General features: G+C 62.3%; 14 protein-coding genes. 1 reads left to right on the forward strand and 13 read right to left on the reverse strand.

Annotated features, from left to right (window positions below):
* Positions 1-156: 156 nt before the first annotated feature.
* From CLU86_RS10690 to CLU86_RS10740, 11 genes are all read right to left on the reverse strand, one after another.
* The gene (locus CLU86_RS10690; RefSeq protein ID WP_099741583.1) at positions 157-1425 is read right to left on the reverse strand and encodes a type II secretion system F family protein; all 1269 of its coding nucleotides are present in this window, start codon (positions 1423-1425) and stop codon (positions 157-159) included.
* 22 nt (positions 1426-1447) lie between these two features.
* Positions 1448-3088 (reverse strand): GspE/PulE family protein, encoded by a 1641-nt coding sequence (locus CLU86_RS10695; protein ID WP_233194939.1) that lies wholly within the window; start codon positions 3086-3088, stop codon positions 1448-1450.
* 88 nt (positions 3089-3176) lie between these two features.
* A complete protein-coding gene (locus tag CLU86_RS10700) occupies positions 3177-4682 on the reverse strand; it encodes an ExeA family protein (protein WP_099741585.1) in 1506 nt (501 codons plus the stop codon).
* Positions 4679-5215 carry a tetratricopeptide repeat protein gene (locus CLU86_RS10705; protein ID WP_143226698.1) on the reverse strand — a complete coding sequence of 179 codons (537 nt, stop codon included), beginning with the start codon at positions 5213-5215 and terminating at the stop codon, positions 4679-4681. The genes CLU86_RS10700 and CLU86_RS10705 overlap by 4 nt, the downstream gene beginning before the upstream one ends.
* 401 nt (positions 5216-5616) lie before the next feature.
* Positions 5617-7407, reverse strand: a complete 1791-nt coding sequence (gene mshL, locus CLU86_RS10710) for a pilus (MSHA type) biogenesis protein MshL (RefSeq protein ID WP_099741587.1) — start codon at positions 7405-7407, stop codon at positions 5617-5619.
* A 133-nt stretch (positions 7408-7540) separates the two neighbouring features.
* Positions 7541-8128: a hypothetical protein gene (locus CLU86_RS10715; RefSeq protein ID WP_099741588.1), complete on the reverse strand. Its 588-nt coding sequence runs from the start codon at positions 8126-8128 to the stop codon at positions 7541-7543.
* Complete coding sequence (locus tag CLU86_RS10720; protein WP_099741589.1) at positions 8125-9438, reverse strand: hypothetical protein; 1314 nt, start codon at positions 9436-9438, stop codon at positions 8125-8127. The genes CLU86_RS10715 and CLU86_RS10720 overlap by 4 nt, the downstream gene beginning before the upstream one ends.
* Complete coding sequence (locus CLU86_RS10725) at positions 9435-9944, reverse strand: hypothetical protein (RefSeq protein WP_099741590.1); 510 nt, start codon at positions 9942-9944, stop codon at positions 9435-9437. Before CLU86_RS10725 ends, CLU86_RS10720 begins: the two co-directional genes overlap by 4 nt.
* The gene (locus CLU86_RS10730; RefSeq protein WP_099741591.1) at positions 9945-10874 is read right to left on the reverse strand and encodes a type II secretion system protein; all 930 of its coding nucleotides are present in this window, start codon (positions 10872-10874) and stop codon (positions 9945-9947) included.
* A gap of 63 nt (positions 10875-10937) precedes the next feature.
* Positions 10938-11771, reverse strand: coding sequence for a type II secretion system protein (locus CLU86_RS10735; RefSeq protein ID WP_099741592.1), 834 nt, complete (start codon positions 11769-11771; stop codon positions 10938-10940).
* A 22-nt stretch (positions 11772-11793) separates the two neighbouring features.
* On the reverse strand, positions 11794-12651 hold the full coding sequence (locus CLU86_RS10740) for a type II secretion system protein (protein ID WP_099743510.1): 858 nt from the start codon (positions 12649-12651) through the stop codon (positions 11794-11796).
* Positions 12652-13893: 1242 nt separating this feature from the next.
* On the opposite strand from CLU86_RS10740, the gene CLU86_RS10750 reads away from it, so the two are divergent.
* Positions 13894-14928, forward strand: a complete 1035-nt coding sequence (locus CLU86_RS10750; RefSeq protein ID WP_233194945.1) for a dienelactone hydrolase — start codon at positions 13894-13896, stop codon at positions 14926-14928.
* 59 nt (positions 14929-14987) lie between these two features.
* Here CLU86_RS10750 and CLU86_RS23210 read toward each other — a convergent pair whose 3' ends face one another.
* The gene (locus CLU86_RS23210; protein ID WP_255408845.1) at positions 14988-15122 is read right to left on the reverse strand and encodes a hypothetical protein; all 135 of its coding nucleotides are present in this window, start codon (positions 15120-15122) and stop codon (positions 14988-14990) included.
* Between the two features lie 49 nt (positions 15123-15171).
* Positions 15172-16497, reverse strand: a complete 1326-nt coding sequence (locus CLU86_RS10755) for a cytochrome c (protein ID WP_199175190.1) — start codon at positions 16495-16497, stop codon at positions 15172-15174.
* Between the last annotated feature and the right edge of the window lie 2 nt (positions 16498-16499).

Genomic DNA, 16499 nt, shown 5'->3' on the forward strand with positions numbered 1-16499 from the left:
CCGCCGCCAATCCATATGGGTCTTTTCATTGCACTCCCCCCGATATCAACAGGCCGCCGTTGTTGAGGGTTGAGCCAGCCCCTGCCGACGGGAGCCGACACGAAATCACTCCTCGGTGGCCACACTGGGCGGTGAATTTCACAACGCTGCGCATCATCAACCTCCCATGCTTTGAGTGACCGATTGCCGCACCAAATCGTAGACAGGCAACAGCAACGCAACTATCAGAAACAGGAAAAGCCCCCCCGCTGCCAGAATGATCAGAGGCTTGAGGATTTCCGCCAGCGACTTCACCAGCACCTCCAAGCGCTTGCGGTAGTCCGCCGCAAGATGAGAGAGTTGCTGATCCAGACTGCCGGACTCTTCGCCCACGGAGATCATGCGTACAGCCATGGCTGGAAACCCACCTACGCGCCGCATAGAGGAAGACACCGACTCACCACGCGATACGGACTCCGCCACATGGATGAGGCGCGTTCGGTAGTACCGGTTCTTGGTGGCGCGGCCCAACACACGCAGGCTGGACACCATGTCCACCCCCGCACGCACCAGAATCGAGAGGTGTTCGGTGATATGCGCCATGCCAGACGAAACCAGCAGCGTACGCACGATCGGCAGACGATGCATGAGGGTATAGGTGGCCAGCTGGAATCGCTCGGAACGCTTGAAGGCAATGACACCAATCGACACTACGATGGCCGTGACCAGCAGAACCCAGGGTAGATGGGTGGAAAGCAAGTCCGCGAACGCAACCAGCCCTTCCGTAATGGGCGGCAATTTCGCCTGCAGCTGTTTGAACAGCCGCGCCATGGAGGGCACGACGTAGTAGATCCAGAAGATTGCAACACCAATGATGGAGGCAAAAACAAACGCCGGATAGATCAGCGCAGTCTTGATGTCCCGCCGGATATTGATCATGCGCTCCACGTGCTCAGCAGCTTCGCCAAGCATGTGGTCCAGCGTACCTGTCTGGTCCCCAATGGAGACCAGGTTGCGAACCGTCTCCGGGAATACGTTGGGGTGCCGATTGAAGGCCTCGGTCATGCCCACACCGGCGTTCAGATCGTCCAGCATGTTGCGGGCAACGGCCGCCATGGCAGGGTTGCCCACGCTGTGGCTTTCTTCCACCAGGGTGGCCAGCGCATCGAGAGCGGGGACGCCAGCGCGCATCATGAGACCTAGGTCACGAAGGAAACCTGCGAGGTCTTCACTGCGCACTTGCTTGCTGAACAAGTGCAGCAATGCATCGGCCACCACCGCCAGCCAGGCGGGGAAACGCCAGAGGTTGATCACCGTGCCATCGGTGTCCGCTTCCAGCCGCATGCGCGCTGACAAGTCACGCTTGACCGCCAGGCGCAACAGACCTGAGCGCACACCACCATGGGGCAGTAGTACGCGGTAGTAATAAGTGTTGAGATTGGCCATGCATTACTTCCGCCAAAGCGGCTCAGTCCTCGCCCACCGTACGGAGGATTTCCTCCATAGTTGTCTCGCCCGCCAATACCCTGTGCCTGGCCAAGGTCAGAATGGGACGCATGCCCGAAGCCAGAGCGCGTTGCCGCATTTCGGCGCGCGTAGCGTCCGAAGCAATGGCGTCGGCCAGGTCGCGGTTGACCACCAGCATTTCGTACACCGGCAGACGGCCCAGATAACCCGTGTCTCGGCAGTGATGGCAGCCTGCACCGTGGAACACCTGCAGCATTTCACCCGCAGCACCCTGCCCCAGCCAGTGGCGCTCATCATCGGTTGCAAGGCGCGGTTTGGCGCAATGCGGGCAGATGCGGCGCACAAGTCGCTGGTTGATCACCGCCACAAGGTTTTCTGCAATCGTTTCGGTGTCCACACCCAGCAGTTTGAGGCGAGGCATCACACCGAAAATGCTGCCCACGTGCAGTGTGGACAGCACCAGGTGACCTGTGGACGATGCGTCGAGCGCAGCGCGTGCTGTTTCAGAGTCCCGGATCTCTCCGACCAAGATGATGTCGGGATCGTGGCGCAGAAAGTGCCGCATGGCATTGGCAAACTCATAGCCGGCACGGCGGTTCACTTCGGTCTGGCAGGCGACAGGAACACGGTACTCCACCGGGTCTTCCACAGTCAGCACGTTGCGCTCGATCAGGGGCTGCATTCGCAGTGCCGCGTGCAGCGTCGTGCTCTTGCCAGAGCCTGTCGGCCCCGTAATGAGTATGAGGCCATGCGGACGCGAGAACGCTTTGGCCATGATGGCGACGTCCTCTTCGAGAAATCCCAGATCCGCCAACTTGTCCAGATTGCTGCGTTCGGGCAGCAATCGAAGCACCATACGTTCGCCAAACTCGGATATCAGCGTTGAAACACGGATGGTGAAGTTGTGCTCCATCACCTGGGCTGTGAAGCTTCCGTCCTGTGGCAGGCGCTGCTCGCTGGCGTCCATGTCTGCCTGCAGCTTGACGTAAACCACCAAGCGGTCAAGGGCGGGCGAGAGTGCGAAGACGGGACGCAAAACTCCGTCCACACGGAGCAACACAGAACGGCTGCGCGCCGTGGGTGCCAAGTGGATATCCGTCGCCCGTTCGCGTACCGCCAAGTGCAGCATGTGCTCCAGCAAACGCGCAGGACTGTAGGCACGATCCACGTCGGCTTCGAGCTTGCGGACCTCGCTCTCGATCAGTCGTGCTGGCGGGTGCTCGGCAAAGTAATAGTGCTGCTGGATGGCCTGGGCAACGCTGTCGAACTCTCCCTGGAAGAAATGGCAACCTTTGCCCAGCTTGCGCTGAACAAGCTCGGTCACAGTGTCTGGCTGCGCGTCGCCCAGCACCACCTCGATCAGACCTTCGTCGTTTTCTCGCACTGGCAGGAAACCGTACGTCAGGCACAGCGATCGGTTGAAGATGCCTGCTACCGCTGTATCGGGCTCTGGCATTTCGCCGGCGTTGACAAAGCGCAGCCCGCGCTGGCCAGCGAGTTGACGCGCGACCTCATTGGCACTTGCGAAACCCAGCTCCACCAGAAGGTTGCCCATGGGCACCTTCTCGATCTTCTGCTTTTGCAACACGTAGTCGATGGCGACTGCCGACACAAGGCCAGCGTTGACCAATGCAGCGCCCAAGGAAGGACTCTTGTCACGCAGCACCGCCAGGCGATCCTCGGCCGTAGGGTCTGCGGGCTGCAACTGGCCCGAGGCCTCTAGCAATGATTCAGCGGGGGGATGCATCCTGATGCTCCAGAATTAAGAAGGTCAGTTCGTCGGGTTTGCCAGTTGGCGGCAGACCCTGCTGCAGTTGAAAGCGGGCAAACGCCTCTCCAGTCTTCGAACCAAAAAAACCGTCGTCCGGCTCACGCTTGTCCAGAAGGCCCATGCTCTTGAGCTTGGCCTGTACCTTGCGCGTGACCTGTTCAGCGGCCTCGATGTCGCGCGTGTTGTTGCGCCCCAGCCATGCGACCCAGGACTCCTTGTCCACGTTGAAGCGGCACATGCGCGTCGATGGTTTCAGGCTGTCCACCATGCCATCGGGCAGGCGGTAAACGTGCACGACCTCGTCAGCAGCAGCCGCCGCCTTGAGCTGGTTTTCGCAAGCTTCACGCCTAGATCCCCCCGCCGAAGGCCGCGGCTTGGGTGCAGGTGCAGCAGCTACTAGGGCGGCCGCAGAGCTGCCATTGAGCGGAACCGCCGACGCAGCGCCCGACACCGTCGGCCGGATTACCTCAGGGGTGGGGGCTGCCACCACTGCGGCGGCTGGCGACACATGCTCGCCGGGTTGGGCGGCCAACCCCCAGCTGGCCAAGGCGACGGTTGCTGTGGTGCCCGCCAGCAAGCCAGCAAGCACCCAGGCTTTGCGGCCACGAGTGCCGCCAGTTACCTTGGCAATCGCTGCAGCTTCATCCCCCAGCGCGGGCAGATCGGCCACCGCACGCTGAACCAGGGATTCCGTCACCACAGATGCCCTGGTACTCGCCAAACCGTACAGACAACGGTCCAGCACCAAGTGAATGCGTCGCAGGTTTCCCTGCGTGGCGCGGTGCAAAACGTCTGCTGCGGCAGGTTCGATGGAGAGGCGCCCCTCTGCGCCCGCAGCGTTCACGCGAAAGTCGAAATAACGGGTGACTTCATCCTTTTGCAGACCCGACAGGCGAGCGTGTTTGATGATGCGACTCTTGAGCTGACGCAACTCTGGCATCGCCAGGGTCTCTTCCAGCTCAGGCTGTCCGACCAGCAGGATCTGCAACAGCTTCTCCTGGCCGGTCTCCAGATTGCACAACAAGCGCACCAGCTCCAGCGATTCCACACTGAGGTTCTGCGCATCATCGATCACCAGCAAGCTGATCTCGCATGCCTGGTGTCCTGCAATCAGGAACTGTGTGAGTCGCGCCAGCCCCTGCTCTACGGAGTCCGAAGGCGGCAAACCGAAGTCTGACTGTATGGCGGACAACAGGGCGCTGTCTTGCAAAAAGGTGTTCAGGATCAGCGCTGAGTGGCAGCTCTTGCCACTGAGGGTGTCCAGCAGGCGCCGCACCAGAGTGCTCTTGCCCAGCCCCACTTCTCCGGTGAGAAGAACAAAGCCCTTGCGCGCTTCGATGCAATGCACGATCTCCGCGAAATCCTCCTCCAGCCGCGGCGTGAAGAAGTACGAACCCGCATCCGGTGTCGGCGGAAACGGATTGCGCGACAACCCCAGCGTGGCATAGATGGAATTGGCCGTCATTGGCGTGCAGCGGGTGTGAACTGGGCCAATGCAGCCCGCAGCGCAGCCGAATCTGGTTGCAGTCGCGATGCAGCATCAAGGGTTGCGCGCGCTTCCTCCGTCTTTTGCTGGCGCGACTGGATGCTGGCCAAGTTGATGGCAGCCTCTTCGTCACCAGGCAGGCGCTCAAGGATGGTGCGATAACCATCAGCGGCGGCTGCATCGCGGCCAGCACGCAGGTCAAACCAGGCTTGGGCGCGCACGAGTCCCAGGGACCCCGCGGGCAGACGCTCCTTCAATGCGGCCAATTCACGTTCAGCATCGGCTGTCCGCGACTCTTTCATGGCGGCGACGAAACGGGCGAAGCGCAGCTCTACGGGAGCATCATCCACAGCAGGGGCTGGCGCCACAGCAGGCGCAGCCGCCGTGGTGGACCGATTGACACCACGCACCTGTCGCGTCGTACTGCTGCGATTCACAGCAGCCGCTGCAGGCGTAACGGTCTCACCGCGCGGGTCGGCCGCAAAAACCGTCTTGGGTGCGGCAGGCTCCACGGCAACTGCCGGAGCGGGAGTCGGTGACTGCACTGGTGCAGCCGCAGGAGCCGCCGCAGCAACAGCGGGAGCTGGCACGACTGCAGGCGCAGGGACTGCTGGTGCGGTCGCAGCAACAGGCGCAGCCGTTTCAGCAACCGGCGAAGTGACCGCCACCGGCGCCGGCGCTGGAGCAGGAACCGGGTTTGGCGCAGCAGCCATTGGCGGCGGCAGAGCCTTGGGCTTCATCTGGGTTTGCCAGACAAACCACCCCAAAATCCCCGCCCCTAATACGACGGCAAAAGCCAGCATGGCATCCAGCCATGCAGGACGGCCACGCACCGCCGCCTTGGAAGCCCTTGCCATGGCAGGCTTGGAATCTTGAGGCGCATCCATGGATTTCAGCGCGTCGTGGATGAGGCTCATAGCACGCGCACCCGCAAGACGATCACCAGTTCACGGCTTCCGTGCACCTTGTTTTCGTTGCCAAACAACTTGCCCAGCAACGGCACGTCGGAGACACCGGGTGCGCCGCGATCATTGTTAGAACTGCGCTGGTCGATCAACCCCCCGACCACCACCACGTCGCCATCACCCACGTTCAAGGTCGTGGTCAGCCCCTTGTAGCTCACCTTGGGCAGGGAGACCAGGTTATCGCCCCCTACCGAGACCAGCTGCAGGCTTGCAGGGTCCACATCGCTCTGCATGGGGTTCAGTAGTAGCTCAATGCGACCATCATCACGCACCATGGGCAGCACGCCTACCATGACGCCGGAGAACACCGTGTCGGTCTGTACGCTGGAAGATGTGGTGGAAGCTCCACCGCCCGGCACAGTCTGCGTCGATGCGGACTGAGATACATATCGCGAACTGGTGCCCACCGACAGCAACGCAGGGGTGCCATTGCGTACCTGCACATTGGGGTTGGACAAGACCTTGAGATTGCCAAACGAACGCAGCGCGTTGATCACGATGCCGTAGTTGCTGCCCTGGTAGGAAACGCCCAGCGCAGGCCCGGCCACGCTCCCGATCAGCGCAGCAGGGATGGAAATGGTCCGCGAAGGGTAGCCAGTGGCGGCATTCGGCAGCGTGCCCGAACTGCCACCCAACTGCATGGGCGACGAGCCAAAACCGGCAGCCAGACGGCTGCGCAAAGACGTCCAGTCCACTCCAAACTCGAAGTTGTCAGACAGTTGTACGTCGATCAGCTGCGCCTCGACATACACCTGCTTGCCCAGCACCTTGTGCACCTGGGCCAGCATCTTTTCGACCGCCCGCATCTTGGAGGGCCGGGCCTTCACATACAGCGTGCCCGTCATCTTGTTCAGCGTGAAGCCACTGTCCTCGGTCATGGTGGCCAGAGGTGCCTGTGGCAACTGGGCTGGACGTGTGGGGTTGGCACCGCTTCCAATCCAGGGAGAAGAAGAACCCGGCGTCGTCATGGTCAGGTTCTGCTGCTGCATTTGCTGCTGGGCCAAACGGTCCTGATTGGCGTCGCCCAGTACCGACTTCAGCGCTGTCTCGATCTCCTGGTACGGGTCCGTGCTGCCGCCACCAGAGCCCGACATGGTCAAGTTGCCCTGCTGCGCACCCGATCCACCGCCACCGCCACCGCCGCCGCTACTACCGCCGCCCGAGCTGGTACTGCCGAACACATTACCGCCAGAACCCATCTGGATGCTGGTCTTGGTATTGAGAAAGTTCAGTGAGAAGAACTTTTCCTCGGTCAGGTTCACACGCAGCGTATTGCCCCGGAACTCGCCAGCCACGTCGTAGGTGCGAAGCACCTCATTGAAGCCTTCACGCAGTGTCACCTGGCGCAAGTGCATGTCCGCAAGCTGGCCACCCTTCAACACATTGGGATCTACGATCAGATTCAGGTTTCCTGCGTCTGCGAATGCGCTCAGGATCTGGCTGATGCTGGCTCTGGACATCGCCACATTGATGAGCTTGCCTTCCAGGGGATCGAACACCGGTGCCACCGGAGCAATGACCGGCGCCGCAGCGGTCTTGTTGATATCGGCCAGCAACATCTGCTGGTGCACCAACAAGCGCTGCGCTTCTTGCGCAGCATGTTCGCGGATCTGGTCTGCCGCCGAGGTGTCTGGCGGTGGCAGGCTGGCGGCGCTGCGGGGCGAAGGGCTGGCGCAACCAGCCACCACGAAGGCGGCACATACCAGCGCCAATGGCTTGAAAAACGGAGGATTGTTCATGTCGCTGTCCTTGGCGCTACTTGCGTGTTTTCTTGAATTGGTCATGAGGAGAAGCCGGCGGGAGCACGCAACGCAAGGTGCCTATCGAACCGTGCGTCAACGCCGCCTGCCTGCTGCCAGCGGGCCTTCGTGGTCATGGCAAGCTCTTGATGGGCGTGGGTTGCCCGCCTAGCAGACCGGAGCGAAACTCTTGGGTATTGATGCTCGCCAGCGAGCCATCCGGCCAGCGCAACGTACCCACCCGCAGATCGCCTTCAGGCAATGTCAGCGTCTGACGACCCAAACGTTCCGTGACCACCGCCTCACTCGGGCGAACCTGCACCACGCGCCCGCCCCCATCCAGCCGAGCGCCCTGGCGAGCCAACTGCCCGTCAATCACTACCGACTGCCGCTCAGATGCCAGATCATCCAAATGCAGCGACAACGACCGGCGCGGCATCTGCACACTGCCGGCTACATCGGAGCCCGGTACAGGAAGAGCAATCAGACGCTGCGGATCAGTGCCAGCCGTCGTCGTCTGCGCCTGGATGCGGGACATTGCGCCAAAAGCTTCAGTAACGCGCTCCTGATCCGTCCGCAAAGCAGTTGGCAAGGGCGCCAGCTCCACGGTCATGGGACGCATCGACGGAGTGCGAGCCTGAGTGAGCTGAAAAACGCCATACAGCCCCCAGCCGAGCAAAAGAATGGCAAGCCCATTGAGAAGTAAAGCTGCGTATTTCATGGTTTCACATTTCCTGGTGCTGCGGCATTAGCCACCAGCTCATACGAGAACGAACCTGGCAGTGTGAAGGTGGGATCCACGGCCTTGAGCGTCCAGCCGGCCTCGGCCATCTGCGAAACCCAGCGCGTGACCGCAGCAGAAGCTCCGGGCGCGACCGCTCCGTCCACACGAAAGGCTTTTCTGCTCGGTTGTGCACTGCCCAACGAGTTCGTCGTTTCCAAGCGCACCCGCTGAATCCGAATGTCTTTGCTGGATGCGGCCTTCAACACGGCCATGAATGCCACTGGATCATGGCGCGCCCCTTCGTCCAGCGTGCGGGAGAACTCGGCCACTGGCAACAGCTTCTGTGGGGCGTCGACCGACGACACCGCCTGGATTCGGCTTTGCAGCGTCTCCAGCTCGGCGCGCTGACTTAAGCCTGCGTCGCGTTGTTGGTCAGCCAGTTGACCCAGCAGCACACCTGCAATTGCCAGGACTACACCGACCAGCGCCGTCACCACAGTAATCGGAGCGACCCAACGCTCGGCACGCCATGCAACCCGTTCCAGACCCGGATTCAGCGCATGACGGCCAGCCGCCTTGCGCGCCATCGTTGGCATGACCGTATGCACCCGCTCAGCCGCCAGTACCATCTCTTGCGCATTCAACACCATAGGCGCGCCGCCTGCCACACTGCGCACAGCCGCCAAGCAAGTCTCTACGTCTGCCGGTTGCGCGGACCACAAAGTGCCCCACTCGATCGCATCGGCACCCAGGCGCGTCAGCAAGGCACTGTGATTGCTGGTCAACACCTGGGCTGCACTGGCCATGGCCGAAGGCCCAGATCCCAACGCCTGGGTAGAGCCGAACACCATGCCCTCTTCGGACTGCGCAAAGCACATCAGCCGCCGCTGTGTCAGCACGATACGCGCACTGCCAGAGCCCACACCGTCGCACAGCAGGCCGCCCGCCATCATCACCAGACAATGGTCGTCCTGCTCCTTGGCCCACTGCGTGCAGCGTTGCCACAGATCCAGGGAGATGGCCGAGAAGAACACCTGAAAGCCCCCAGGCAACTTGAGCAGACGATGCACCACCACATGGGCGGCGCCTTCAACGAGGCCTTGCGTGCGCACCCGTTTCTCCACCAGCGCGGCGGCGTACTCGGTCTTGCCTTCAAAACGCCAGACATCGGTATAGACATCGTCCATGTCCAACACCACCAGCGCGCTGTGCGCCACGCGCGGCCATGCGGGAACCTCTTCTACCTGATGTCCGCGGCAGTGCAGCCAACCCGAGCTGGCAATGCGATACACATGTTCTGCACTCATGGTGTCACCTTCGGCGATGGCGAAACTGCCGCCGTCTGAGTCTGAAAGTGCAGCGTGCCCGAGACGCCAAGCAAAAGCCCTTGGTCACCAGGCAGCGGCGGCTGAAACAGGCTGGCCTCAGGCGACACGGCTCCGATCTCGAACACATCAGCCACAAAAATCTGCCCCGCGCCGCCACGGCCCAGCTCACCCAGAAACTGGGCAGCCTCAACCCGCGTGGCCGGAGCCACGGCCCGGCGCAACCGGCGCTCGCCCCATTGGGATGGGTCAAAGCCCATACGCTCCACCTGCTGCGACACATCTTTGATGGAACGCACCAGTTGCTCGCGCCGCTGCACTTCAGGCACAAGACTGCGGGCGCTTTCGAGCCCCTGCTGCAACTGAGCGAATTGCTGACGCTCCCACGCCAGTTGCTTGAGACCGCGTTGCGCCAACCAGGCCCCACCGCCGAGAACGGCAGTGGCCAGGGCCAGGCAGGCCAGCTTGAGCGTACGGGTGCCGTTCAATTACTGCTCCATGATCCAGTGGGCGGTCAGCAAGATGACCTGGTCCTCATCAAAGGTACGGCCGGCTGTAGTGCCCCCCGCATTGCCCGCTGTGTTGACCACGGCCGAGCGCGCGTCGCTGTTGTTCATTTGCGTGCTGTTGCCGCTACCGACATTGATGGCAACGCCTTGCGTGTTGTTGGCCTCCCACTGGGTGCCGGGTGCATTGGCTTCGGTGGATGCCGTCTGCTGGGGGCGGCCCTGGATGCGGAAGCGGCCTTCGCGGGAATCCGGCTTACCATCGATCACCTGGTCCATGAACCGTGCCAGGTCTGGCGTCAGGCCACGGATCACCATCACGTTGCCTGCACCACTTGCAACGCCTGCGTCATTGAACTGGAAGCAAACCTGCAGCTCGGCCGGGTTGCCGTTGGAGTCGATGTAGAGGAAACGGTCTTCGTGACCTTCGCCACGGCCAGGGGGCATGCGCACACCGGCACGGGTCATCAGTTCGCGTAGATTCGCTGTTGTGGCCAGCGTGGCATCGCCTGCACCCACGGTGTTCGCCGCATAACCTTGGCCAGCGCAGATCTTTCGGCCACGGTCAGTGAAACTGGCGGGGATACCGGGTACGGCCATGGAACCAGCACGGGTGCAGGCATTGCCGCCATTGATCGAAGTTTCTGAGCCATCCACCATGTAAGTCGGCGCTTGCTGGCAATCACCCACCACCACGCCGGTGCGCTGGTAGTACTGGTCGTACGCCATCTTCCACTGATAGGCAAACTTGTTGACCGCCTTCTGGTACTCAGCATTTCGCTGAACATCCTTTGCAATGGCCACGGCACCGATGATCAGGCCGATGACGGCCAGCACAATGGCCAGCTCGACCAGTGTGAAACCTTGCTGAACCTTGCGGCCCAACCTGCGAAATGAGTGCATCTTTGTCATTGAAACCTCCGACGAGGGGAATAAGTTGTGTAAAGAGTCAATGGTTGAAGGGCTCGCGCCACATCACTGATTCATGCGATAGATGGCCGTGACGATGGCGATCTGGTCTTCGTCAAAAGCACGGTTGTTGGTGGTACCGATCTGGTCACGGTTGGTGGCTTGCCACTCCTGCCCCGGCTCATTGGCATTGGTGCCGCCAGCGTTGTTCAACACGCCCTGGCGACGGAAACGGCCTTCACGTTCGTCAGGCTTACCGTCGATCATTTGGTCCAGTGCGCGTGCCAGGTCGGGCGTCAGGCCAGTGATGACCATCACGTTGCCCATGCCGTCACCCACTGCATTCGCAGCAGATCCGTTGCCCAGAGGCACATTCCACTGGAAGCACACCTGGACTTCTTGCGGGTTGCCATTGGTGTCCAGGTAGACATAGCGGTCTTCCAGACCTTCCGCACGGCCGGGGGGCATGCGAATACCAGCACGCGTCATCAAAGCGCGTAGATCAGGGTCCGTGCCAACGGTGAATCCTCGGGCCATGCCCTGCCCTACAGCCGCGCGGCAAATGGCATTGGGTGGCGTCACACCGGTCATATCGCGACCAGAGCGCGTACCTGCGGCCAAAAAGCGCTCGCCATTGACCATGTTCTGGGGCGCAGTCTGGCTGTCTCCCAACACCACACCATTGCGCTGGTAGTACTGGTTGTAGGCCTGCTCCCACTGGTCGATGAACTTGTTCTTGATCTTGGTGTACTCGGCATTACGCTGCACATCCTTGCCGATGGCCACGGCGCCGATGATGAGACCGATGACTGCCAGCACAACAGCCAGTTCGACCAGCGTAAAACCCTGCTGGCGCACAGAGCGCGGGCGACGGGTCAAGTTCTTGAATACTTGGTTCATGATGTTGTTTCCCTCGCGCTGATTACTGATTCATCTTGTAGATGGCGGTCAGGGTGATGACCTGCTCTTCGTCACGGGTGTTACCCGCGCCAGTGGCTGTAGTTGCTGCAGCGCCGCGGCCAAAAGAGTTGTTGGCCGACCACTCAACACCGGGCCCATTCGGGGTCCCGTTGGCCACGTTCCGCAGACGGAAGCGCCCCTCTTGCGCATCGGGTTTGCCGTCGATCATCTGATCCAGCATGCGAGCCAAGTCAGGGGTCAAGCCAGCGATGACCATGACGTTGCCTGCGCCTTCAGGCGTCGTTGGCCGATTCCACTGGAAGCACACCTGAATTTCCTGCGGAGAGCCGTTGGTATCGGTATAGACGTAGAGGTCTTCCTGACCCTCGGCACGGCCCGGTGGCATGCGGATACCCGCGCGTGTCATGTGGGCACGAAGGTCATTGACGTTCACGGTGAAGGGGCTGTCAGAGCGCATGACTCCCGCCTCAGGATTGCGAGCGCAAACGGGGAGCGGCTCGGAGCCGGCCGCTACCAGCGTTGCCATGTCGCCCCCCGACGTGGGCGCTCCGGTCGCAGCCACGTACCCAGTCCCGTTCACCATGATGCGCGGAGCCGTCTGGCTGTCACCCACCACCACGCCGGTGCGCTGGTAGTACTGGTTGTACGCCTGCTCCCACTGGTCGATGAACTTGTTTTTGATCTTGGTGTATTCGGCGTTCCGCTGCACGTCTTTGCCGATGGCAACCGCGCCGATGATCAGGCCGATGACTGCCAGCACAACGGCCAATTCCACCAGGGTAAAACCACCCTGCATCACTCGGGAACCAGGAGAACGGTGTGCACGCCGAGCAGGCAGGACGGAGAGAAGTGATCGCATGATTTCCTCAAGCGTTGAAAGAAGAGTGGGCGCGGAGACTAACAAACGTAACAAAAACTGACAAATCAAAAATGGGCTCGGCGAACGGACTGTTCAACCCCCAGTAACCATGCTTGATCGCTCACTAAGGCACCGAAAAACGGCAATCCCGCGAAACAAAAAACCATTGATTTAGTGATTAAAATCAATGACTTAACGAACAATTTGACTTAGCAAATATCTGAATAGGCGGGATCATCGCGCATGGAGACTTTCGTGGCCATAGTGCGTATGTACTAGTGACACCACAACAACAATAATAAAAATAAACAATCACAAATAAATATCGATAATTTTTATCTATCGATTTTGTAAGGACTTCCAAGAAGTTGCCAGCGCCAGCCCTTTGCCTTGAAAACCAAGGTGCAGAACTGCGGCAAGCGTGCTCGTCGAGATAGTGCAGGCAAGCGTTGGGATGGGACTCGGATTGAAGTGCTTGACAGTGCGCGCACAGAACAGCCCCAATAGCGCAGGCCCTGTGGTTCAAACGGGCCGGCTGGTGTGCTCTGAAGAAGGTCACGGTACCGCGCCACGCAGTCCTCAGACACGCCAGAGCTCTGCAGCCGCTGCGCCGCCCAATTCGACATCTGCCGACTCAGGCCCACGCCGTCGAAGCGCCTGCCGGGGATCGCCTGCGCCATGCCTTCTAGCCTTCAATGCCCTGCGGACCAGGATTCGCCGACCACCACTTGACCGCAGTGGTCCATTTTTCAGTGTCTTTATTACACCGTGGCTGGGCTATCGCGATGGGGATACAGCAAGAACGACCATCGCTGGGGCCCATTCTTAGGAAACCTTCGGTTTGTGCTGCCGACGCTCCAAACGCGACAGACTCCTACCCGCCGCCCGCGCCCACCATCAGCACGCAGCCGTGTGCGGGCACGCGTTCGGCCAACAAGATGCGGACCATGGGCAGCAGGCCGCGGTAGCAGGGCACGTTGCGGCGGGGGCCGCCCCAGAGGCCTCTTCAACCGCGGTGGCTGGAAAAATCCTGCATCAAATTGGCCATCTCCGCGCTTCCCGAAAGCGCTAGAAGCTATTGATTACATAGCACCAATGCCCAGCATTGGGTGGCTTTTTGCTGCACCCAGATGGCTGGGCTGAGGTATGCAGATTTGCTGATCGGTGAAGCCCTTGCGCGCAAGCTGCGGCCCACTCGGCAGGCAAAGCCTCCGTGGTTCAAAACCGCGCCAGCACATCACCATGACCTTTTCATCGCTGCATCGCTTGCGCGTTCGTACGCGTTTTACTTCATGCTCCGGCCTGGGTATTCGTTTGCTGCTGGCCGCAGCGCTAGGGTGCGCCGCCACCTTGGCCCAGGCGGCTGGCTTTGCATTCATTGAGGTACCTGCGGACAAAGAGGGGCCTGCGCTGCGCGACGCCATGTGGTCGCCGCCTTGCAGCACACAGCCGGGCCGCATCGACCTGGCGCCGCTGGTGCTGCAGGGCACGCGCGACTGCGCAGTAGCTGGCCAGGGCTTGCCGCTGGTGGTGGTGTCGCATGGCGCGGGCGGATCGGCCCTGGGGCACCACGGCACGGCGGCTGCGCTGGCCGATGCGGGCTATGTGGTGGCGCCCATCCACCACCCGGGCGACAACTTTCAGGACCTGAGCCGCCAGGGCCACCTGTCGGCCTTTGCCACGCAGCCGGTGGACATGCGGCGGCTGACGGACTACATGCTGGGCGTATGGCACCTGCACGCACAACTGGATGCGGGCAAGGTGGGCTTTTTTGGCTATTCGCGCGGCGGCTACACAGGGCTGATGGCCATGGGCGCCAAGCCAGACTGGATGCTGCGCCCAGACCTGTTCCCGCCGCTGTCCATGCGGCCCCTGTGTGGCGAGATCCGGCGCAATGAAATCCCCGCCACTCCCGCACCGGATGCGCGCATCAAGGCGGAGGTCATCGTGGACCCGCTGAGCGTGTTCGACGCCAAAGGGCTGGGGCAGGTGATCACGCCCGTGCAGTTATGGGCCTCGGCACTGGGGGGCAGTGGCGTGACGCTGCAGAGTGCGGAAGCAATGCGCCAGGGCCTGCCCCGCGCGCCTGACTGGCATGTGGCGGCCGATGCGGAGCGCTATGCTTTTCTGCCACCCTGCCCGCCCGCGCTGGCCCAGGCCGCGCCAGAGATTTGCCGCGACGCGCCGGGATTCGACCGGGTGGCGTTTCACCAGATTTTCAACGCGCAGGTAGCGGCGTTTTTTCAGCGGCACATCGCGACCACCAGAACACCCTGAGACACACTGAGCGCAGTGCGGGTGGCTGAAAAGCTGTTGGCAGAGCCACGCCGCCCCAATCACAAAAACTGCGCGCGCAGCCCCGCCAGGGCAGCGCGCAACTGCCAAGCGGGCTCGGCCGACAAGGCGCCGGGCTGGGCGGTAGTGGTGGACGCAACGGATGAAGTGAAGGGCAAGGCGGCAGGACTGGGCATCGGTTCAACTCCTCAAGCCCGCAAGGCAAGGGCCAGGGCTACAACGGGATCACGGACTGCGCCGTTCGCGGGCGCGGTAAACCTCGATGGTACCCACACCGGCGGCCTGGTTGCCCCAGCTGCTCCTGACAAAGGTGGCCACAGCGGCCACATCCTCATCGCCCAGCAGGTGCTGAAAGGGCGGCATGCCATGCGGGCGCGGGTTGCCCGCCGTGGCGGGCAGGTAGCCGCCCTGCAGCACCACGCGCACCAGGTTGGTCGGGTCGGCCAGCACCACGGCGCGGTTGCCCGCCAGGGGCGGGAAGGCGGGTTGCCCCGCCTCGTCCTTGGCGCCCTGCCCTTGCGCGCCGTGGCACTGGGCGCACTGGGCTTCGTACACCTTGGCCCCACGCGCCATGGCCGATGCGGCGGGTGGCGCTGGCGGCGCGGATGGCACCTTGGCCTGCTGCGGCAAAGCCTTGAGGTACACGGCCATGGCACGGGCGTCGGCATCGCTCAGATACTGGGTGCTGCGGTACACCACCTCGGCCATGGGGCCGATGACCGAGCCGTGCGGGGCCACACCGGTTTGGAGCAAGGCCATCACATCGGCCTCGCTCCACGCCTGCACGCCCGCCTGGGCGGGGTCGGTGAGCGCCGGGGCCAGCCAGTTCTGCACAGGGATCAGCCCCCCTGCCAAAGCCTGCCCGTCCCTGGTGGCGCCCATGGCATTGCGCGGCGTATGGCAAGCCGCACAGTGGCCCAGGCCGTTGACGAGGTAGGCGCCGCGCTGGTAGTCGGGGGTGGAGGAGGATGAGGTGGTGATTGCAAAGGCCGCCTGCGCCGCCGGGGCACCGGGCGCGAAGAACAGCGCCCGCCACACCCCCAGCGCCGCCTGGGTGCTGTACGGAAAGCGCAGCGCGTGCGCCTGGTTGGCCTGCGCCACGGGCTTCAGGCTTTGCAGATAGGCGTAGAGGGCGTCCGAGTCTTCGCGCGTGACGTGCGTGTAGCTGGGGTACGGAAACGCCGGATAAAGCAGGCGTCCATCCTTGCTGCGCCCATGGTGCAGGGCGCGCCAAAACTCGGCCGATGTCCACGCGCCCAGGCCCGTGGCTGGGTCGGGCGTGAGGTTGGGGCTGTAGACCACGCCAAACGGCGTCTCAATGCCCCGGCCACCGGCCCACGGTGCGCCCCCCTGGGCGGTGTGGCAGGCCATGCAGTTGCCCACGCGGGCCAGGTACGCGCCCTGCGCCACCAGCGCGGGGGTGGTCTGCAGGGTTTCGGCCGTGGGCAAAGGGGCTTCGCCGCGCAGGTTCAGCGCCACGATGGCGGCAGCCGCCACGCCCACCGTGGCCAGGGTGCCGGACACCCATCGCAAAAGTCGCCGCAGGTTCATCC

The organism is Acidovorax sp. 62, assembly GCF_002754495.1.
GTDB lineage: Bacteria > Pseudomonadota > Gammaproteobacteria > Burkholderiales > Burkholderiaceae_C > Acidovorax.